Source organism: Streptomyces sp. NPDC001204 (genome assembly GCF_053598035.1).
The window spans coordinates 245,792-265,469 of the sequence record NZ_JBSFJL010000002.1; the positions used below are offsets into that span (position 1 = coordinate 245,792).

Annotated in this window: 13 protein-coding genes and 2 pseudogenes; 10 read left to right on the plus strand and 5 right to left on the minus strand. The window is 71.9% G+C overall.

What is annotated here, in order from left to right; genetic code table 11:
* Positions 1-53 precede the first annotated feature (53 nt).
* Together ACWC91_RS04040 and ACWC91_RS04045 are read right to left on the minus strand one after the other, a co-directional pair.
* Positions 54-956 carry a ribokinase gene (locus ACWC91_RS04040; protein WP_225075245.1) on the minus strand — a complete coding sequence of 301 codons (903 nt, stop codon included), beginning with the start codon at positions 954-956 and terminating at the stop codon, positions 54-56.
* 93 nt (positions 957-1,049) lie between these two features.
* On the minus strand, positions 1,050-2,081 hold the full coding sequence (locus ACWC91_RS04045) for a LacI family DNA-binding transcriptional regulator (protein ID WP_281154938.1): 1,032 nt from the start codon (positions 2,079-2,081) through the stop codon (positions 1,050-1,052).
* A 198-nt stretch (positions 2,082-2,279) separates the two neighbouring features.
* Between ACWC91_RS04045 and ACWC91_RS04050 the strand changes: the two genes are divergently transcribed.
* The 3 genes from ACWC91_RS04050 (at position 2,280) to ACWC91_RS04060 (ending at position 6,393) form a co-directional block, all read left to right on the plus strand.
* The gene (locus ACWC91_RS04050) at positions 2,280-2,492 is read left to right on the plus strand and encodes a DUF4287 domain-containing protein (protein WP_450642752.1); all 213 of its coding nucleotides are present in this window, start codon (positions 2,280-2,282) and stop codon (positions 2,490-2,492) included.
* A gap of 93 nt (positions 2,493-2,585) precedes the next feature.
* Positions 2,586-4,850 carry an SF1B family DNA helicase RecD2 gene (gene recD2 / locus ACWC91_RS04055; RefSeq protein ID WP_450642750.1) on the plus strand — a complete coding sequence of 755 codons (2,265 nt, stop codon included), beginning with the start codon at positions 2,586-2,588 and terminating at the stop codon, positions 4,848-4,850.
* A gap of 253 nt (positions 4,851-5,103) precedes the next feature.
* Complete coding sequence (locus tag ACWC91_RS04060; protein ID WP_225075241.1) at positions 5,104-6,393, plus strand: citrate synthase; 1,290 nt, start codon at positions 5,104-5,106, stop codon at positions 6,391-6,393.
* Between the two features lie 685 nt (positions 6,394-7,078).
* Here the strand turns inward: ACWC91_RS04060 and ACWC91_RS04065 are convergent.
* Positions 7,079-9,364, minus strand: coding sequence for a heavy metal translocating P-type ATPase (locus ACWC91_RS04065; RefSeq protein ID WP_450642748.1), 2,286 nt, complete (start codon positions 9,362-9,364; stop codon positions 7,079-7,081).
* 44 nt (positions 9,365-9,408) lie between these two features.
* Positions 9,409-9,648, minus strand: coding sequence for a heavy-metal-associated domain-containing protein (locus ACWC91_RS04070; protein WP_376501446.1), 240 nt, complete (start codon positions 9,646-9,648; stop codon positions 9,409-9,411).
* Between the two features lie 225 nt (positions 9,649-9,873).
* On the opposite strand from ACWC91_RS04070, the gene ACWC91_RS04075 reads away from it, so the two are divergent.
* Positions 9,874-10,917 carry a zinc-dependent alcohol dehydrogenase family protein gene (locus tag ACWC91_RS04075; protein WP_450642747.1) on the plus strand — a complete coding sequence of 348 codons (1,044 nt, stop codon included), beginning with the start codon at positions 9,874-9,876 and terminating at the stop codon, positions 10,915-10,917.
* Between the two features lie 69 nt (positions 10,918-10,986).
* Here ACWC91_RS04075 and ACWC91_RS04080 read toward each other — a convergent pair whose 3' ends face one another.
* The gene (locus ACWC91_RS04080) at positions 10,987-11,187 is read right to left on the minus strand and encodes a helix-turn-helix transcriptional regulator (protein ID WP_141360721.1); all 201 of its coding nucleotides are present in this window, start codon (positions 11,185-11,187) and stop codon (positions 10,987-10,989) included.
* 499 nt (positions 11,188-11,686) lie between these two features.
* On the opposite strand from ACWC91_RS04080, the pseudogene ACWC91_RS04085 reads away from it, so the two are divergent.
* The 6 genes and pseudogenes from ACWC91_RS04085 to ACWC91_RS04110 form a co-directional block, all read left to right on the plus strand.
* Positions 11,687-11,803, plus strand: a pseudogene (locus tag ACWC91_RS04085) (5-deoxy-glucuronate isomerase); the annotation flags it as partial.
* A 44-nt stretch (positions 11,804-11,847) separates the two neighbouring features.
* A pseudogene (locus tag ACWC91_RS04090) lies at positions 11,848-12,042 on the plus strand (3D-(3,5/4)-trihydroxycyclohexane-1,2-dione acylhydrolase (decyclizing)); the annotation flags it as partial.
* Positions 12,043-12,056: 14 nt separating this feature from the next.
* Positions 12,057-13,559, plus strand: a complete 1,503-nt coding sequence (gene mmsA, locus ACWC91_RS04095) for a CoA-acylating methylmalonate-semialdehyde dehydrogenase (RefSeq protein WP_225075238.1) — start codon at positions 12,057-12,059, stop codon at positions 13,557-13,559.
* A gap of 319 nt (positions 13,560-13,878) precedes the next feature.
* Positions 13,879-15,297, plus strand: a complete 1,419-nt coding sequence (locus ACWC91_RS04100; RefSeq protein WP_281154942.1) for an APC family permease — start codon at positions 13,879-13,881, stop codon at positions 15,295-15,297.
* Between the two features lie 121 nt (positions 15,298-15,418).
* Complete coding sequence (locus ACWC91_RS04105; RefSeq protein WP_450642745.1) at positions 15,419-18,070, plus strand: CocE/NonD family hydrolase; 2,652 nt, start codon at positions 15,419-15,421, stop codon at positions 18,068-18,070.
* Positions 18,067-18,930: an ABC transporter permease gene (locus ACWC91_RS04110; protein ID WP_281154943.1), complete on the plus strand. Its 864-nt coding sequence runs from the start codon at positions 18,067-18,069 to the stop codon at positions 18,928-18,930. Before ACWC91_RS04105 ends, ACWC91_RS04110 begins: the two co-directional genes overlap by 4 nt.
* Positions 18,931-19,678 lie beyond the last annotated feature (748 nt).

Below are 19,678 nucleotides of genomic sequence, written 5' to 3' on the forward strand. Positions count from 1 at the left end.
GCGCCCCGCTCAAGCCCAACGCCCCGCCCCCGCTCAAGCCGAACGCCCCCCGCTCACAAGGCGTCGACCTCCGCCGCCGTGGGGTAGGACTCCTGCGCGCCCCGCCGGGTGACGGCGACCGCGCCGACCCGGGCCGCGTAGGCCGCCGCCTCCTCCAGGGACGCGCCCGCGCCCAGCCGCCAGGCCAGCGCCGCGGTGAACGCGTCGCCCGCGCCCGTGGTGTCCACGGCGTCCACCTTCACGGACGGGACCCGGGCGACCCCGTCGGCGGACGCCACCAGCGCGCCCTCGCCGCCCAGAGTGATCACGACCGAGCTCGGGCCGAGGGCGAGCAGGTCCCGCGCCCAGCTCTCGGGGGTGTCGCCCGCCTCGGCGCCGCCCAGGATCACCTTCGCCTCGTGCTCGTTCACGATCAGCGGGTCGCAGGCCTTCAGGAGTTCCTGCGGCAGGGGGCGCGGCGGCGACGGGTTCAGCACGAAGCGGCTGCCCGGCGCCAGGTTCCGCACCGCCTCCACGACCGTCTCCAGCGGGATCTCCAGCTGCGCCGAGACCACCCGGGAGGCGCGCAGGAGGTCGCCGGCCGCGCGGACGTCCTCGGGCGTGAGCCGGCCGTTGGCGCCCGGCGAGACCACGATGCTGTTGTCCCCGGACGGGTCCACCGTGATCAGCGCGACCCCGGTCGGCGCCCCGCCGACCAGCACGCCCGCCGGGTCGACCCCGGCCGCGCGCTGGGCGTCGAGCAGCAGCCGGCCGTGGGCGTCGTCGCCGACCCGGGCCAGCAGGGCCGTCCTGGCCCCGAGCCGGGCGGCGGCCGCGGCCTGGTTGGCGCCCTTGCCGCCGGGATGGACGCTCAGATCGGAACCGAGCACCGTCTCCCCGGCGGCGGGCCGCCGTTCCACACCGATCACCAGGTCGGCGTTGGCCGACCCCACGACCAGGAGGTCGTAGTCGTACATGTGCGCTTTCTCCTTACAGAGGTGATTCACGAGGGTGGGCCGGCCGGGGGTCAACCGGCGGAACCGGGCCGTGTCGGGCGCCGCCGGTGGTGGTCAGGTCGCCGGCGCCGGGCCGCCCGGCACGTCGCCGCCCCCCGGCTCGCCGCAGGAGCGGCGTACGACCAGCCGGGCGGGGAGGGTGACGGACCGCGCGGGCCGACCCGCTGTCCGGTCGACCAGGGCGCGTACGGCGGCCCGCCCCAGCTCGTCGGTGGGCTGGGCGATCGCGGTGATCGGCGGGTCGGTGTGCGGGAACCACGGGATGTCGTCGAACGCGGCCAGCGCGATGTCGTCGGGCACCCGCAGTCCGCGCGCGCGGATGGCGTCCAGCGCGCCGAGCGCCATCAGGTTGTCGGCGGCGAAGACCGCCTCGGGGGGCTCGGGCAGCCCGAGGAAGCCCTCGGTGACCCGCCGGCCGCTCCCGGCCCTGAAGTCGCCCTGGCCGACGTACGCGTCCGGGAGCGGGAGGCCGTGGGCGGCCAGCGCCTCGCGGAACGCCTCGACGCGCTCGCGGCCGGTGGTGGTGGCCGCGGGGCCCGCGATGATCGCGAGCCGCCGGTGGCCGAGGCCGTACAGGTGCGCGACGAGATCCCGTACCGCCGCCCGCCCGTCCGAGCGGACCACGGGCACGTCCACGCCCTCGATCCACCGGTCCACGAACACCATCGGCGTGCCCGCGCGTGCGGCCTCCAGCATCAGCGGGGAGCCGCCGTCGGTGGGGGAGACCAGGAGACCGTCGATACGGCGGTCGAGCAGGGTCCGTACGTGGTGGTCCTGGAGGCCGGGCCGCTCGTCCGCGTTGCCGATGACGACGCTGTAGCCGAGGGCGCGTGCCTCCTCCTCGACGGAGCGGGCCAGCGCGGTGAAGTACGGGTTGAGCACGTCGCTGATGACCAGGCCGAGGGTGCGGGTCCGGTGGGTGCGCAGGGACCGGGCGACGGCGTTCGGGCGGTAGCCCAGTGCCTCGACGGAGGCCAGCACGCGTGTGCGTGCGTCGGCGCTGACCGACGGGTGCTCGTTCAGGACGCGCGAGACCGTGGCGACGGACACGCCTGCCGCGGCGGCGACGTCCTTGATGCTCGCCATCGCCGTTCCACCTCCTCGTGGAATCGATTACACCCTAGGATTGGAAACGATTACACACGCGGCCGCAAGGGCTCGTTGCCGGATCGTTGCCCTTCGAGGCCCGGAAGCGGCGCGAAATCGTCCCCGCCCGGGCGATGAGTCCGCCCTCCGGCGTCAGTCACCACCTACGACAACGTCCGTCACAGGAAGGCATCCGCCATGACCGCCGCCGCCAAGGGCCCCGCGAGCTACTTCCCCTCCATCGAGAAGAAGTCCGGCCGGCCGATCGCCGAGTGGAAGGGCCTCATCCGCTCCTCGCCGCTGACCAAGCACATGGAACTGGTCAACTGGCTCAAGTCCGAGCACGGCCTGGGGCACGGCCACGCGAACGCCCTGGTGGCCCACACCCTCGCCGAGGGCGAGGCCGGCTGAGCGGCGGGCTCCGCCGGCGGCCCGGGCGGCGCGGAGCCGGACCGCCCCGGCTCGCGCGCCGGGGCTGTCACAGCCCGGCGGTACCGTCGGGTCATGACCACGGAGGCGAGTCGGAGCGGGCAGGCCGGTGCCGGCGAGCGGCGTCCGGCCGTGCTGGAGGGCGTGCTCGAGCGGATCACGTACGCCAACGAGGAGAACGGCTACACGGTGGCCCGCGTCGACACCGGACGGGGCGCCGGTGACCTCCTCACGGTCGTCGGCGCGCTGCTCGGAGCCCAGGTCGGCGAGTCGCTGCGGATGGAGGGCCGCTGGGGCTCCCACCCGCAGTACGGCAAGCAGTTCCAGGTGGACAACTACACCACCGTGCTCCCGGCCACCGTCCAGGGCATCCGCCGCTATCTCGGCTCCGGCCTGGTCAAGGGCATCGGACCGGTCTTCGCCGACCGCATCACCCAGCACTTCGGCCTGGACACTCTGAAGGTCATCGAGGAGGAGCCCAAGCGCCTGATCGAGGTGCCCGGCCTCGGCCCCAAGCGGACCAGGAAGATCGCCGACGCCTGGGAGGAGCAGAAGGCGATCAAGGAGGTCATGCTCTTCCTCCAGACCGTCGAGGTCTCCACCTCGATCGCGGTGCGCATCTACAAGAAGTACGGCGACGCGTCGATCTCGGTGGTGAAGAACCAGCCGTACCGGCTGGCCGCCGACGTCTGGGGCATCGGCTTCCTGACCGCCGACAAGATCGCGCAGTCCGTCGGCATCCCGCACGACAGCCCGGAGCGGGTCAAGGCGGGCCTCCAGTACGCGCTGTCGCAGTCCACCGACCAGGGCCACTGCTTCCTGCCCGAGGAGCGGCTGATCACGGACGCGGTCAAGCTCCTCCAGGTGGACACCGGGCTCGTCATCGAGTGCCTCGCCGCACTGGCCGAGCCCCCCGAGGACGACGCCGACCCCGGTGTCGTACGGGAGAAGGTGCCCGGCCCGGACGGCGGCGAGGCGGTGACGGCGATCTACCTCGTGCCCTTCCACCGGGCCGAGCTGTCCCTGTCCGCCCAGCTGCTGCGCCTGCTGCGCGCCGACGCCGACCGGATGCCCGACTTCCGGGACGTCGCCTGGGACAAGGCGCTGACCTGGCTGAAGGGCCGTACGGGGGCCGACCTCGCCCCCGAGCAGGAGGCGGCGGTCAGGCTGGCGCTGACCGAGAAGGTGGCCGTGCTGACCGGCGGCCCCGGCTGCGGCAAGTCCTTCACGGTGCGCTCGATCGTGGAGCTGGCGCGGGCCAAGAAGGCCAAGGTGGTGCTGGCCGCGCCCACCGGCCGGGCCGCCAAGCGCCTCTCGGAGCTCACCGGCGCCGAGGCCTCCACCGTGCACCGCCTGCTGGAGCTCAGGCCCGGCGGGGACGCGGCCTACGACCGGGACCGCCCGCTGGACGCCGACCTGGTGGTCGTGGACGAGGCGTCCATGCTGGACCTGCTGCTGGCCAACAAGCTGGTCAAGGCCGTGCCCCCGGGCGCGCACCTGCTGTTCGTCGGGGACGTGGACCAGCTCCCCAGCGTGGGCGCCGGCGAGGTGCTGCGCGACCTGCTGGCCGACGGCAGCCCGGTGCCCGCCGTCCGCCTCACGCGCGTCTTCCGCCAGGCCCAGCAGTCGGGTGTGGTGACCAACGCGCACCGGATCAACGCCGGGCAGCATCCGCTCACCGACGGCACGAAGGACTTCTTCCTCTTCGTCGAGGACGACACCGAGGAGGCCGGCCGGCTCACCGTGGACGTGGCGGCGCGCCGGATCCCGGCCCGGTTCGGGCTCGACCCGCGCCGGGACGTGCAGGTCCTCGCGCCCATGCACCGGGGCCCGGCGGGCGCCGGCACGCTGAACGGCCTGCTCCAGCAGGCGGTCACCCCGGGCCGGCCCGACCTGCCGGAGAAGCGGTTCGGCGGCCGGGTCTTCCGCGTCGGAGACAAGGTCACCCAGATTCGCAACAATTACGAGAAGGGGAAGAACGGCGTCTTCAACGGCACCGTGGGCGTGGTCACCTCGCTCGACCCGGTCGACCAGCGCCTGACGGTGCTGACGGACGAGGACGAGGAGGTGCCGTACGAGTTCGACGAACTGGACGAACTGGCGCACGCGTACGCGGTGACCATCCACCGCTCGCAGGGCAGCGAGTATCCGGCCGTGGTGATCCCGGTCACCACCGGCGCGTGGATGATGCTCCAGCGCAACCTGCTCTACACGGCGGTGACCCGGGCCAAGAAGCTGGTCGTCCTCGTCGGCTCGCGCAGGGCGATCGGCCAGGCGGTGCGCACGGTGTCGGCGGGGCGGCGCTGCACGGCGCTGGACTTCCGCCTCGGCGGCGGCTGAAAACCGCCGCCCGGTGGGCCGGAAGCCACCGTCTGACACTACGTCACAAAAAATGATCGATCAAATGAGTCGTAAAGGTCACACAGCACTTCCCGTGGCCGGAGCGAGGGGGCAGGATGAACAGGTTGACGGCACTGAGTGCCGTCAATGGGCCCAATGGTCGACCCCGAGTGCACTCTCCTGAGCCAAATGGGGGATGGTAGAGACAGTCAGGGCACCTCGAAGATGAGGCACTACGTCGGTGAGGGAAGACGTGAGCGACAACTCTGTAGTTCTGCGGTACGACGGCGGCGAGTACACCTACCCGGTGGTCGACAGCACCGTCGGCGACAAGGGCTTCGACATCGGGAAGCTGCGCGCCCAGACCGGTCTCGTGACCTTGGACAGCGGATACGGCAACACAGCCGCCTACAAATCCGCCATCACCTATCTCGACGGTGAGCAGGGCATCCTCCGGTACCGCGGCTACCCGATCGAGCAGCTGGCCGAGCGCTCCACCTTCCTGGAGGTGGCCTACCTGCTGATCAACGGTGAGCTGCCGACCGTCGACGAGCTCACCTCGTTCAAGAACGAGGTCACGCAGCACACCCTGCTGCACGAGGACGTCAAGAACTTCTACACGGGCTTCCCGCGCGACGCCCACCCGATGGCGATGCTGTCGTCGGTCGTCTCGGCGCTGTCGACCTTCTACCAGGACAGCCACAACCCGTTCGACGAGAAGCAGCGCAACCTCTCCACGATCCGCCTGCTCGCCAAGCTCCCGACGATCGCGGCGTACGCGTACAAGAAGTCGATCGGTCACCCGTTCGTCTACCCGCGCAACGATCTCGGTTACGTCGAGAACTTCCTGCGCATGACCTTCTCGGTGCCCGCACAGGAGTTCGAGCCGGACCCGGTCGTGGCCGCCGCGCTGGACAAGCTGCTGATCCTGCACGCCGACCACGAGCAGAACTGCTCGACGTCGACGGTCCGCCTGGTCGGCTCCTCGCAGGCCAACATGTTCGCCTCGATCTCGGCCGGCATCAGCGCCCTCTGGGGTCCGCTGCACGGCGGCGCCAACCAGTCCGTCCTGGAGATGCTCGAGGGCATCCGCGACTCGGGCAACGACGTCGACACCTTCATCCGCAAGGTGAAGAACAAGGAGGACGGCGTCCGCCTGATGGGCTTCGGCCACCGGGTCTACAAGAACTTCGACCCCCGCGCCAAGATCATCAAGGCCGCCGCGCACGACGTGCTCTCCGCGCTGGGCAAGGAGGACGAGCTCCTCGACATCGCCCTGAAGCTGGAGGAGCACGCCCTGTCCGACGACTACTTCGTCGAGCGCAAGCTCTACCCGAACGTCGACTTCTATACCGGCCTGATCTACCGGGCCATGGGCTTCCCGACCGAGATGTTCACGGTCCTGTTCGCCCTCGGCCGGCTGCCGGGCTGGATCGCCCAGTGGCACGAGATGATCAAGGAGCCGGGCTCGCGCATCGGCCGCCCGCGTCAGATCTACACGGGCGTGGTCGAGCGCGACTTCGTCCCGGTCGAGGAGCGCTGAGCCTCCCGGCGGCGTCACCGGCCGAATAGCGTCACCGGCCCCGTATCCCGCGCGAGTTCGCGGGTGCGGGGCCTCGTGCTGTGCGGAGCCCCCCGTAGGCGTACCGGTTACGGGAACGGACCGCAGAGGAAACGCGGCCCGGAGGAGGGCCGCAGAAGCAACGCCGCGAAAGAAGCGGAAGGCGCCCCGGCGCGCCGGTCCCCCCACGGGCCGACGACCAGGGCGCCTTCCCATGTCCCGGTGCGGATTCCCCCCACGGGATCCGGCCGGGCGTTCAAGGACCAGCGCCTGAATCGCTGTGAGCACAACGAGCAGAACTCGTCGCACCTGGTGCTCGTGCGGTCTGCCGGGACGCGCACGCGCGGGAGGGCCGCTCAAAGCTCCCCGGTGTACGTGCCCCGGCAACGCACCTCTGAGGAAGTCCCCCAAGACATCCCCAGATGCCGGTCAGCGCCCCCCAAGACGCTGCCCGACATCGCCAACTTAGACCTTCGAACCCCTTCGATGGTTACGTTCACATCACTGTGATCTGCGTCTCTTGCATATGTCCGTTAGGTACGCAAGAGCCCAAGTATGGCGACAGGAACCCAAGCGTAAGGATGATGCGCGAGCCTTGTGAAGAGCTTATGTGAGGCGCGCGTTGGACTCTAGAGGGACTCTTACTTCGGTCTCGACTGCTTTTCATTCAGCGGAACGTGCGCAGCCGCAGACTGTTCGTCACCACGAACACCGACGAGAACGCCATAGCCGCTCCCGCGATCATCGGGTTGAGCAGTCCGGCGGCGGCCAGCGGCAGCGCGGCCACGTTGTAGCCGAAGGCCCACACGAGGTTGCCCTTGATGACGGCCAGCGTCCGCCGGGACAGGCGGATGGCGTCCGCGGCCACCCGGAGGTCCCCGCGCACCAGGGTCAGATCGCCCGCCTCGATGGCGGCGTCCGTCCCGGTTCCCATGGCCAGACCCAGGTCGGCGGTGGCGAGCGCGGCGGCGTCGTTGACCCCGTCGCCGACCATCGCCACCGTGCGCCCCTCGGCCCGCAGCCGCCTGACGGCCTCGACCTTCTCCTCGGGCAGCGCCTCGGCGACCACGTCCTGCGGGTCGATCCCGACGGTCCGCGCCACGGCCTCGGCGACGGCGCGGTTGTCGCCGGTCAGCAGGACCGGCCGCAGCCCCAGCGCGCGCAGCTGCGCGACCGCCCGCGCGCTGGTCTCCTTGACCGCGTCCCCGACGGCGATGACACCGCGTGCCGCCCCGTCCCAGCCGACGACGACCGCCGTACGGCCCTCGCTCTCCGCCTCGCGCCGGGCGCGGGCCACCTCCTCCGGCAGTTCGGCGGTGAGCTCGACGAGCCGTCCCACGGCCACGTCGTGGCCCTCCACGCGTCCGCGTACGCCGCGTCCGGGGACGTTCTCGAAGTGCTCGACCGGGGGCAGCGGTCCCACCCGCTCCTCGGCTCCGGCGGCCACGGCACGCGCGATCGGGTGCTCGGAGGCGTGCTCCAGGGCGCCCGCGAGGCGCAGCAGCTGCTTCTCGTCGGTGCCCTCGGCGGCGTACACCTCCTGAAGGGTCATCCGGCCCGTGGTGACCGTTCCGGTCTTGTCCAGGACGACGGTGTCCACGCGGCGGGTGGACTCCAGCACCTCGGGACCCTTGATGAGGATGCCGAGCTGGGCGCCCCGGCCGGTGCCGACCATCAGCGCGGTCGGCGTGGCCAGGCCCAGCGCGCACGGGCAGGCGATGATCAGCACCGCGACGGCCGCGGTGAACGCGGCGGTCACCTCGCCGGTGGCGAACAGCCAGACGAGCAGGGTGCCGACGGCGATGAGCAGGACGACCGGCACGAAGACCGCCGATATGCGGTCGGCCAGCCGCTGCACCTCGGCCTTGCCGCTCTGCGCGTCCTCGACGAGCCGCGCCATCCGCGCGAGCTGCGTGTCCGCGCCGATCCGGGTGGCCTCGACGACCAGCCGACCGCCCGCGTTGACCGTGGCGCCGGTGACCGTGTCGCCGGGACCGATGTCCACCGGCGCCGACTCGCCGGTGAGCATCGAGGCGTCGACCGCCGAGCCGCCCTCGACGACCGTGCCGTCGGTGGCGATCTTCTCACCGGGCCGTACGACGAACCGGTCCCCGACCGCCAGCGCGGTCACCGGGATCCTCGTCTCCACTCCGCCCCGCACTACGGAGACGTCCTTCGCGCCCAGTTCCAGCAGCGCCCGCAGCGCCGCGCCCGCCCGTCGCTTGGAGCGGGCCTCCAGATAGCGGCCGAGCAGGATGAACGCGACGACCCCGGCGGCGACCTCCAGGTAGATCGTGGAGGCCGCGTCCACCCGGGAGACGGTGAGGCGGAACTCGTGGCGCATACCGGGCATGCCCGCGTCGCCCAGGAACAGCGCCCACAGCGACCAGCCGAACGCGGCCAGGGTGCCGATCGAGACGAGGGTGTCCATGGTGGCCGCGCCGTGCCGGGCGTTGGTCAGGGCCGCCCGGTGGAACGGCAGTCCGCCCCAGACGACGACCGGCGCGGCGAGGGTGAGCGAGAGCCACTGCCAGTACGTGAACTGAAGGGCCGGCACCATCGCGAGCGCCACGACGGGGGCGGCGAGGAGCGCGGAGACGATCAGCCGCCCGCGCAGGGAGGCCGCTTCGGAGTCCCGGGGCGGCCGCTCCGCGTCCGGCCGGGACTCCGCGTCCGCCGCCGGTTCGGGTGCCGGCGGCGGGGGCTCCTCCGCCGTGTAACCGGTCTTGACCACGGTGGCGACCAGATCGGCGACCGATACCCCGGCGGGGTGGGAGACCCTGGCCTTCTCCGTGGCGAAGTTGACCGTCGCGGTGACGCCGTCCATGCGGTTGAGCTTCTTCTCGACGCGGGCCGCGCAGGAGGCGCAGGTCATTCCCCCGATGAGCAGCTCGACCTCGGCGGCGCCCGGCCGGTCGGCCGTGGGCGTCTGCGGGGCGGCGTGGGTGTTCATCCTCGGGACTCCAGACGACATACGGGCGGGTGGACCGGCCCTCGTCAGGCCTCGCCGACGAGTTCGAAGCCGGCCTCGTCCACGGCGGCGCGCAGCGCCTCCGTCTCCAGCGGGGAGGCGGAGACCACGGTGACCTCGCCGGTGGAGGCGACGGCCTTCACCGAGCTGACGCCGGGCAGCCCGGAGATCTCGGCGGACACGGAACCCTCGCAGTGTCCGCAGCTCATCCCGCTCACCTTGTAGACGGTGGTGACGGTGTCCGGGGTGCCGGTCTGGGCAGTCATGTCGTTCTCCTCGTCGTGGTGGGTGGGGCACAGGGGGCCACGGTGGCCCGCCATTTCTCAGACTATACCCCTAGGGGGTATTGACCAAGGAACCACGGCCGATGACCGAAGCCGGGTCGGTGCGGATCACCCTCCAGGCCGCCCGTGCCCGGGTTGTGCCCGCGTACTACGGTTTCGCCGGCGGCGGTGGGCCGCGGTGAACCGGACGGAAGGCGAGGCGGCGGAATGCGGGCTGTGGTGTTCGAGCGGTACGGGGAGCCGGCCGAGGTGCGCGAGGTGGCCGACCCGAGGCCCGCGGAACACGGGGTCGTGGTCCGCGTCGAGGCGACCGGCCTGTGCCGCAGCGACTGGCACGGCTGGCAGGGCCACGACCCCGACGTCGCGCTGCCGCACGTGCCGGGGCACGAACTCGCCGGGACCGTCGAGGAGGTGGGCCCCCGGGTGACCCGCTGGCGGCCCGGCGACCGGGTGACCGTCCCCTTCGTCTGCGCCTGCGGCACCTGCCCCGCCTGTGCGGCGGGCGACCAGCAGGTGTGCGAGCGGCAGACCCAGCCGGGCTTCACGCACTGGGGCTCCTTCGCCCAGTACGTGGCGCTCGACCACGCCGACGTGAACCTGGTCGCCGTTCCCGAGGGCCTGTCCTTCGCCACGGCGGCCTCGCTCGGCTGCCGGTTCGCCACGGCGTACCGCGCGGTGGTCCAGCAGGGCCGCGCCGCCGCCGGCGACTGGGTCGCCGTGCACGGCTGCGGGGGCGTGGGGCTGTCGGCGGTGATGATCGCGGCGGCCGCGGGGGCGAGGGTGGTCGCGGTGGACGTGTCCGCCCGGGCCCTGGACCTGGCGCGGAGGTTCGGCGCCGCGCAGTGCGTGGACGCGTCGGACGTCGAGGACACGGCGGAGCGGGTGCGCGAGCTGACCGGCGGCGGCGCCCATCTCTCGCTCGACGCGCTCGGCTCGCCCGCCACCTGCGCGGCCTCGGTGAACGGCCTGCGCCGACGGGGCCGTCACGTCCAGGTCGGTCTGCTGCCCTCCGCGACGGGCACCACCCCCGTGCCCATGGCGCGCGCGATCGCCCTGGAACTCGAACTCCTGGGCAGCCACGGCATGGCCGCGCACGCCTATCCGGAGATGCTGGAGCTGGTACGGGCCGGCGTGCTGCGCCCCGACCTGCTGGTGACGTCGGTCATCCCGCTGGCGGCCGTCCCGGACGCGCTCGCGGCGATGGGCACGGCACCGGGATCCGGGGTCACGGTCATCGAGCCGTGGAGCTGACATGACGGTGCCCCACCTCGCGTGGGGCACCGTCAGTCACGGGGGCCGGGCCCGCGGCCCGGCGGCGTTTCAGTCGGCTCTGCGGCCGCGGTTGCCGGGCCGGGCGGCGACCCAGGCGCGGACGGTGTCGGCGTACCAGTAGGGCCTGCCGCTCTCCACGTGGTCGGGTGGCGGCAGCAGACCGTGCTTGCGGTAGGACCGCACGGTGTCCGGCTGCACCCGGATGTGTGCCGCGATCTCCTTGTACGACCAGAGCCTTCGGTCGGTCATGACGTGCACCTCCCCGCGCGCACCACGGCGGCGGCCGGAGAGGCCGTCGGGGGAGCCGGGCGCCGCGCTGGCGATCTCCAAGCCTGTGATCGGTGAACGACCCGGAGTACGCACCGGCAAGCGGCTGTCGGCCGGGTGTGACCGGGGGGCCGCGTACCCGCGACATGCGTGACACGGCGGAGGTTTTTGTGACAGAGCTGAAGCAAGCGACTTACCCGCCCGGGGGTTTACGCGACCGATGGCGGACCCTCTCGTCCGTATGTCCGGACAAACCATTGACAGGGGTCCGTGCCCGGCACTAGAACCGGGGGAACCGGGGGAGTCGAGGCGAAGGGAAGCCGAGGGCAGCCGATGGCGTGCGACCTGATCACCGCGGGGCCGTACTCGCCGGCGCGCCCGGGACGGTCCGTCCGGCCAAGAGTTTCCCCACCCGAGCGGCGGGGGTACGCCGGGTGCGGACCCGCACGCGCCCCGTGGCGCCCGGCGCTGAACGCCTCCGGCACAGAACGCCTCCGGCGCGGGACGCCGCTTCGCCCTGGCAGGAGCGAAGTGCGAGCGTCGACTCCCCGCCCGCTACGGCCCCGCGCCGGAGGTCCCGACAACCCACCGCGGGGCGGCGGCCGCCCGCACTCCGCCCGACCGCGGAATCCGCATGCAGTCCTCGGCGGGGCGCGTGCGGCGGACACTCCCACATGTGTCTACGTGGAGACGGAAACCGCAGACACAGTGTCGGGCGCGTCCTGAGCGCGTGCCTGGTGGGATGTACCTGTGGCCGGGACCGCGACGCGCCCGTCGCCGGTCACGGCACACGAGCTCAACGAACGGCACGTTTCGACCCGTCGCCGCCATCTGTGAAGGAGTAACCGGGCATGACGAAGATCGTCAACCACTGGATCGGCGGGAAGACCGTCGAAGGCGCCTCGGGGACGTACGGGCCGGTCACGGACCCGGCGACCGGCGAGGTCACCACGAAGGTCGCGTTCGCCTCCGTGGAGGAGGTGGACGCCGCGGTCGCCGCCGCCAAGGACGCGTACCTGACCTGGGGCCAGTCCTCGCTGGCCCAGCGGACCTCGATCCTGTTCAAGTTCCGCGCGCTGTTGGACGCGCACCGCGACGAGATCGCCGAGCTGATCACCGCCGAGCACGGCAAGGTGCACTCCGACGCGCTCGGCGAGGTCGCGCGCGGCCTGGAGATCGTCGACCTGGCCTGCGGCATCAACGTCCAGCTCAAGGGCGAGCTGTCCACCCAGGTCGCCACCCGCGTCGACGTGGCCGCGATCCGGCAGCCGCTCGGCGTGGTCGCCGGCATCACGCCGTTCAACTTCCCGGCGATGGTCCCGATGTGGATGTTCCCCATCGCCATCGCGTGCGGCAACACCTTCGTGCTGAAGCCGAGCGAGAAGGACCCGTCGGCGTCCCTGAAGATCGCCGAGCTGCTGGCCGAGGCCGGGCTGCCCGACGGCGTCTTCAACGTCGTCCACGGCGACAAGGTGGCCGTGGACCGCCTCCTGGAGCACCCCGACGTCAAGGCGGTCTCCTTCGTCGGCTCCACCCCGATCGCCCGCTACATCCACACCACCGCCTCCGCGAACGGCAAGCGCGTGCAGGCCCTCGGCGGCGCCAAGAACCACATGCTGGTGCTGCCGGACGCCGACCTGGACGCGGCCGCCGACGCCGCCGTCTCGGCCGCGTACGGCTCGGCGGGCGAGCGCTGCATGGCCATCTCGGCCGTCGTCGCGGTCGGCGCGATCGGCGACGAACTGGTGGAGAAGATCCGCGAGCGCGCCGAGAAGATCAAGATCGGTCCGGGCAACGACCCGTCCTCCGAGATGGGCCCGCTGATCACCAAGGCGCACCGCGACAAGGTGGCCTCGTACGTGGAGAACGCCGCGGGCGAGGGCGCCGAGGTCGTCCTGGACGGCACCGGCTACACGGTCGAGGGCTTCGAGGACGGCCACTGGGTCGGCATCTCGCTGCTGGACAGGGTGCCGACCAGCGCCAAGGCCTACCAGGACGAGATCTTCGGCCCGGTGCTGTGCGTGCTGCGCGTGGACAGCTACGACGAGGGCGTGGCGCTCATCAACGCCTCGCCGTTCGGCAACGGCACCGCGATCTTCACCCGGGACGGCGGCGCCGCCCGCCGCTTCCAGCTGGAGATCGAGGCCGGCATGGTGGGCGTCAACGTGCCGATCCCGGTGCCGGTGGGCTACCACTCCTTCGGTGGCTGGAAGGACTCGCTCTTCGGCGACCACCACATCTACGGCAACGACGGCACGCACTTCTACACCCGCGGCAAGGTCGTCACCACCCGTTGGCCGGACCCGTCCGAGGCCCCGGCGGGCGTGGACCTCGGGTTCCCGCGCAACCACTGATCACCGACCCCCGACCGTCGCCGCAGGCGATGACGAGGCCGTCCGCTATGCGGACGGCCTCATCTTTTTTCGGGTGCGCGCTACGGTTCCCGCACGCCCGTAAGGGCCCGAACAATGGGACCGTTCGACGAGTGAATCAGTTGTAGATCGCTGTTCCGCCGCGAATTCCGTAGGTTAACGACCATTGACTCAGCGGTTTTCGTTGATGTTCGATATCCGGGCCGGGAGCGGACGAGAGTGCTTACGACCGCGAACCGCCGGAGGCGATAGCGCGCTCCCCGGCCCCTCACCTGTTGCACAAGTCGATCGGAACCGCTGCATGACCGACATGCTCCGCTCTGTCGAGAACGCCGTCCCCGAAGTGGCCGGCAGTCCCACAGAGGCGACGGACAGCCCCACCAAGCTCAAGCGCTCCATCGGGGTCGTCGGCGGCACCCTCCTCACCCTCTCGTGCGTGACCCCCGCCTCCACGCTGTTCGTGGTCGTGCCCGACCTCCTCGGCACGCTCGGCACCGCCACCGCCCTCACCATCGCCATCGGCTCCCTGCTGTGCATCGCCGTGGCGTTCTGCTACTCGGAGCTGGGCACCCTCATCCCCAGCGCGGGCGGCGAGTACGCCATGGTGTCGACCATGGCCGGGCGGCTGGCGGGCTGGCTGGTCTTCGTGCTGTCCCTGCTCGTCGTCATGATCGTCCCGCCCGTGATCGCGATGGGCACCGCGGACTACCTGGCGCCGATCGTGCACCTCGACCCGGCCTGGACCGGCGCCGGCGTGATGCTGCTGGCCACCCTCGCCGGTCTGCTGGACCTGCGCGCCAACGCCTGGATCACCGGCATCTTCCTGGTCCTGGAGGTCATCGCGGCGGGCGTGGTCGCGCTGCTGGGCTTCGCGCACAGCCACCGGGGCGTCGGCAGCCTGGTCTCCATGCAGGTGGCCGGCACCGACGGGCACACGGACGCCGTGACGGCCATGCTCGTCATCTCCGGGCTCGCCATCGCGCTCTTCGCCACCCAGGGCTTCTCCACCGCCGTCTACCTCTCCGAGGAGCTGGAGAACCCGCGCCGCAACGTCGCCCGCACGGTGCTCGCCACCCTCGCCATCTCCTCCGTGATCATCCTCGTGCCGGTCGTCGCCATCACCATGGGCGCCTCCGACATCAAGGAGCTGACCGCCGGCAACCTGAGCTCGATGGTGATCGCCTGGTCCAACTCCGCGGTCGGCACCTTCGTCAGCCTCTGCGTGGCCCTGGCGATCATCAACGCCGGCATCGTCATGGTCATCCAGAACTCCCGCGTGCTGTTCGCCTCCGCCCGCGACAAGGCCTGGCCCTCGGCGGTGAACAACGTCTTCTCCCGGCTCGGCCGCTTCGGCTCCCCCTGGGTCGCCACCCTGGCGGTCGGCGTCCCCGGCGCGCTGCTGTGCTTCGTCAACCTGGACACCCTGTACGGCGTCACGGGCGTCTCGGTGACCGGCATGTACCTGCTCGTCGCGGTCGCCGCGCTGCTGTCCCGCCGCGGCTCCCACAAGCACACGGCCGCCTGGCGGATGCCGCTCTGGCCGGCCGTGCCCGTGCTGCTCATCGCGTTCCTGGCGTACATCCTCAGCCGGCAGGAGATCACCTACCTGCTGTGGACCGGCGGCATCATGGCGGTCGCCACCCTCTACTGGGCGTTCTACCTCCGCCCCCGCCGCGACACCCGCTGGCTGGTGTCGATCCCGGAGGACACCCAGCCGTAGGACGACGGGCGGCGTACCGCGTCCGCGGTACGCCGCGGCGGCCCCGTACTCCCCGAGTAGGTGCGGAGGTTCGGTCCGTCGGCGGCTTCGGTCGCCGGCGGCGGACCGTACCGTGGAGGACATGGATCTTCGACTGCCCGGATTGCGCGGGCTGCCGCCGAGGCCCCGGCGCCTGCTGGCCGCCGGGGCCGCCGTCGTCGTCCTGGCCGGTGCCGGCACGTGGAAGGCGATCGCCTCCGACGACCCGCCCCCGGTGCACCGCACCGACCGGATGATGACCACGGGCGACGGGGTGCGGATCGACACCTCGTACTTCACCCCGGCCACGTCCGGCCGCCACCCCGCCGTCCTGCTCGGGCACGGCTTCGGGGGCAGCAAGGACGACGTGCGGCGGCAGGCGCAGGACCTCGCCAGGGACGGATACGCGGTGCTGACCTGGTCGGCGCGCGGCTTCGGCAGATCCACCGGCAAGATCGGGCTGAACGACCCCGAGGGCGAGGTCGCCGACGTCTCCCAGCTGATCGACTGGCTCGCGCGGCGGCCCGAGGTGCGGCTCGACGGGCCCGGCGACCCGCGCGTGGGCGTGGCCGGAGCCTCCTACGGCGGAGCGATCTCCCTGCTCGCCGCCGGACACGACCGCAGGGTGGACGCCATCGCCCCGGCCATCACCTACTGGAACCTCGCGGACGCGCTCTTCCCGGGCGGCGTCTTCAAGAAGTTGTGGGCGGGCGCCTTCATCAACTCAGGCGGCGGATGCGCCGAGTTCGAGCCCACGCTGTGCCGGATGTACGAGCGGGTCGCCGAGTCGGGCAAGCCGGACGCGGAGGCGCGCGCACTGCTCCAGGAGCGCTCGCCGTCCGCCGTCGCCGACCGCATCAAGGTGCCGACCCTGCTGGTGCAGGGCCAGACCGACTCCCTCTTCCCGCTCGGCCAGGCCGACGCCGCCGCCAGGGCGATCCGGGCGAACGGCGCCCCGGTCGACGTCGACTGGATCGCGGGCGGCCACGACGGCGGCGACATGGAGACCGGCCGGGTCCAGGCACGCGTGAAGAACTGGTTCGACCGGTACCTCAAGGGCGACAAGAACGCCGGCACGGGCCCCGCCTTCCGCATCACCCGCACCGGCGGGGTCGACTCCACCGACGGCCGGGCCCTGCTGCGGGGCGCGAGCGGCAGCACGTATCCGGGGCTGGAGGGCGGGCAGCGGTCCATCGCCCTGCGCGGAGGCGAGCGCCGCTTCGAGAACCCCGCCGGGGCCAACCCGCCCGCCGTGTCCTCCCTGCCGGGCCTCGGCGGCTCCGGCGGTCTGGCCCAGCTGTCCTCGCTCGGCGTCGGGGTGTCCCTCGACTTCCCCGGCCAGTACGCGCGGTTCGACTCCGCGCCGCTCGGCGGCGGCCTGCGCGTCACCGGCTCGCCCACGGTGACCGTCCACGTCACCTCGACCACCGACGACGCGGTGCTCTTCGCCAAGCTGTACGACGTCGGACCGGGCAAGGAGCAGCCGGTGCTGCCCGCCCAGCTGGTGGCCCCCGTGCGTGTCGAGGGCGCCAAGGCCGGCAAGGACGTCACCCTCACCCTCCCGGCGATCGACCACGAGGTGCAGAAGGGCCACCGGCTCCGCCTGGTGCTCGCCTCCACCGACCTCGGCTACGCCTCACCGGCCGCCCCTGCGACGTACACCGTCGGCCTGAAGAGCGACCTGAAGGTGCCGACCGCGCCGGGCGTGACCACCGCGGCGGCCCCGCTGCCCGGTTGGGTGTGGTGGCTGCCGGCGGCCGGCGCGGCGGTCGCGCTCGCCCTGCTGCTGACCTCCCGCCGCCGCACCGCCGCGCCCGCTCCCGACCCGGAGTCGGCCGACGTCCCGCTGCGGATCACGGGCCTGAGCAAGCGCTACGCGAGGTCGGCGGACCGGTACGCGGTACGGGACCTGTCGTTCCAGGTGGACAAGGGCCAGGTCCTCGGCCTGCTCGGGCCGAACGGCGCGGGCAAGACGACCACCCTGCGCATGCTGATGGGCCTGATCCAGCCGGACGCCGGCGAGATCCGCGTCTTCGGCCACGCCGTCCGGCCCGGAGCGCCCGTGCTGTCGCGGGTCGGTGCCTTCGTCGAGGGCGCCGGCTTCCTGCCCCATCTGTCCGGCCGGGAGAACCTGGAGCTGTACTGGCGGGCCACCGGCCGCCCGGCCGAGGACGCGCACCTGGACGAGGCCCTCCGGATCGCCGGTCTCGGCGACGCGCTGGCCCGCGCGGTACGCACCTACTCGCAGGGCATGCGCCAGCGCCTGGCGATCGCGCAGGCCATGCTGGGCCTGCCGGACCTGCTGATCCTGGACGAGCCCACCAACGGCCTCGACCCGCCCCAGATCCGAGAGATGCGCGAGGTGATGATCCGTTACGCGGCCGGCGGCCGCACGGTGATCGTCTCCAGCCACCTGCTCTCGGAGGTCGAACAGTCCTGCACGCACCTGGTCGTGATGGACCGGGGGCGGCTGGTGCAGGCGGGTCCGGTCGGCGAGATCGTCGGCTCCGGGGACACCCTCCTGGTCGGCACCGCCACGCCGGTGGAGGACCCGGTCGTGGAGAAGGTGTCCGCCCTGCCGGGCGTCGCCTCGGCACTGCGGACCGAGGACGGCCTCCTGGTCCGGCTGGAGACCGGCGGCACGGCGCGGGACCTGGTCGTGGAGCTGGTGCGGCTGGAGGTGCCCGTCGTCTCGGTCGGCCCCCACCGCCGGCTCGAAGACGCCTTCCTCACCCTGATCGGAGGTTCCGCATGAGCACGCTCGCCGAGAGCGCCGAGGTCGCCTCCGGTTACCGGGCGGCCCGCACCCTGCCCCTGAGGGTGGAGCTGGTGCGGCAGTTCAAGCGGCGCCGCACGCTCGTCATGGGCGGCATCCTGGCCGCGCTGCCCTTCGTGCTGGCCGTCGCCTTCGCGATCGGCGGCGGTCCGGGCGGCCGCGGCGGCCGGGTGACGCTGATGGACACGGCCACCGCGTCCGCGGCCAACTTCGCCGCGGTGAACCTGTTCGTCTCGGCGGGCTTCCTGCTGGTGATCCCGGTGGCGCTGTTCTGCGGGGACACGGTGGCCTCGGAGGCGAGCTGGTCCTCCCTGCGCTACCTGCTCGCCGCGCCCGTGCCGCGGGCCCGGCTGCTGTGGTCCAAGCTCGTCGTCGGACTCGGGCTCAGCCTGGCGGCGATGCTGCTGCTGCCGCTGGTGGCGCTCGCCGTCGGCACGGCCGCCTACGGCTGGGGCCCGCTGGAGATCCCCACCGGCGGCGCGCTGGACGCGGGGACGGCAGCGCAGCGGCTGCTGGTGGTCGTGGCGTACATCTTCGTGTCGCAACTGGTCACCGCGGGACTGGCGTTCTGGCTGTCCACCAGGACGGACGCGCCGCTCGGCGCCGTGGGCGGGGCGGTCGGCCTGACCATCGTGGGCAACGTCCTGGACGCCGTCACGGCCCTCGGGCACTGGCGCGACTTCCTGCCCGCGCACTGGCAGTACGCCTGGGCCGACGCCGTGCAGCCGCACCCCGAGTGGTCCGGGATGATCCAGGGCACGGCGGTCTCCGTCAGCTACGCGCTGGTGCTGTTCGCCCTGGCCTTCCGCGGGTTCGCCCGCAAGGACGTGGTGTCGTAACCGCGGACGTTGTCGCACTGCCGGTTCTGCCGGTTCTGCCGGTGCTGTTGGTTCTGCCGGTTCTTCCGGTCCGGCGGGATCGGCAGGATCGGCACGTTCTGGACGTCGGCCACCTGGCTTTCCGAGGAAGCCCGTCACACCGGAGTGCTCTGGTCAACTGCGCGACCGCACCCTGGTTTCTCCCCTTCACCCCGCCGGTCGACGGCGCGGACTGCTTGTGTGTTTTTTGGACTCCGTGATTTTCCGGAGTTTTGAATGCGGTGGCGTCCAAGCGGGTGAACCCCCGCAACCAAACATGCGGCTCCGGGTTGATGAAGGCGTAGGACTTGCGTCGCTACGAGGAAAGGAACGCGCAGTGCTCAAAAGGGCAGAGGTCGCCGCGGCGGCCGCCGCTTCTGTCGGGCACTACGAGTCCGCTGTTCTCGCTGACCCGGGGGGCGCTCGACAAGCCGTGCCTCGGCATGGGCGACACCAGCGCCGGCGTGCTGCGGTCCGTCGACTCGGACCAGCAGGACCAGCAGTGCCCGGACACCTCCACTTGGGCCGAGCGGGACGCCGCGCTTTCGCACGGCCATGGTCCTTCGCCGATTCGGCCGAGGACTGCCCGTACCTTTCCGAAGAACTCTTTCCGGCAATGCAGTCGAGGGTGAATCGTATGGTCACGAGGGTCAATCGAGTGAAGTGCTCGGCGACTCACGTTCCGCATTTTCCCATTACGGCTATTCCTCGTTCAGCATCACGACCGTAT

Excerpts from the sequence above, each read along its gene's own strand:
- ACWC91_RS04040 (WP_225075245.1), bottom strand. The coding sequence starts at position 956 with ATGTACGACTACGACCTCCTGGTCGTGGGGTCGGCCAACGCCGACCTG.
- ACWC91_RS04045 (WP_281154938.1), bottom strand. The coding sequence starts at position 2,081 with ATGGCGAGCATCAAGGACGTCGCCGCCGCGGCAGGCGTGTCCGTCGCC.
- ACWC91_RS04050 (WP_450642752.1), top strand. The coding sequence starts at position 2,280 with ATGACCGCCGCCGCCAAGGGCCCCGCGAGCTACTTCCCCTCCATCGAG.
- recD2 (WP_450642750.1), top strand. The coding sequence starts at position 2,586 with ATGACCACGGAGGCGAGTCGGAGCGGGCAGGCCGGTGCCGGCGAGCGG.
- ACWC91_RS04065 (WP_450642748.1), bottom strand. The coding sequence starts at position 9,364 with ATGAACACCCACGCCGCCCCGCAGACGCCCACGGCCGACCGGCCGGGC.
- ACWC91_RS04070 (WP_376501446.1), bottom strand. The coding sequence starts at position 9,648 with ATGACTGCCCAGACCGGCACCCCGGACACCGTCACCACCGTCTACAAG.
- ACWC91_RS04075 (WP_450642747.1), top strand. The coding sequence starts at position 9,874 with ATGCGGGCTGTGGTGTTCGAGCGGTACGGGGAGCCGGCCGAGGTGCGC.
- ACWC91_RS04080 (WP_141360721.1), bottom strand. The coding sequence starts at position 11,187 with ATGACCGACCGAAGGCTCTGGTCGTACAAGGAGATCGCGGCACACATC.
- mmsA (WP_225075238.1), top strand. The coding sequence starts at position 12,057 with ATGACGAAGATCGTCAACCACTGGATCGGCGGGAAGACCGTCGAAGGC.
- ACWC91_RS04100 (WP_281154942.1), top strand. The coding sequence starts at position 13,879 with ATGACCGACATGCTCCGCTCTGTCGAGAACGCCGTCCCCGAAGTGGCC.
- ACWC91_RS04105 (WP_450642745.1), top strand. The coding sequence starts at position 15,419 with ATGGATCTTCGACTGCCCGGATTGCGCGGGCTGCCGCCGAGGCCCCGG.
- ACWC91_RS04110 (WP_281154943.1), top strand. The coding sequence starts at position 18,067 with ATGAGCACGCTCGCCGAGAGCGCCGAGGTCGCCTCCGGTTACCGGGCG.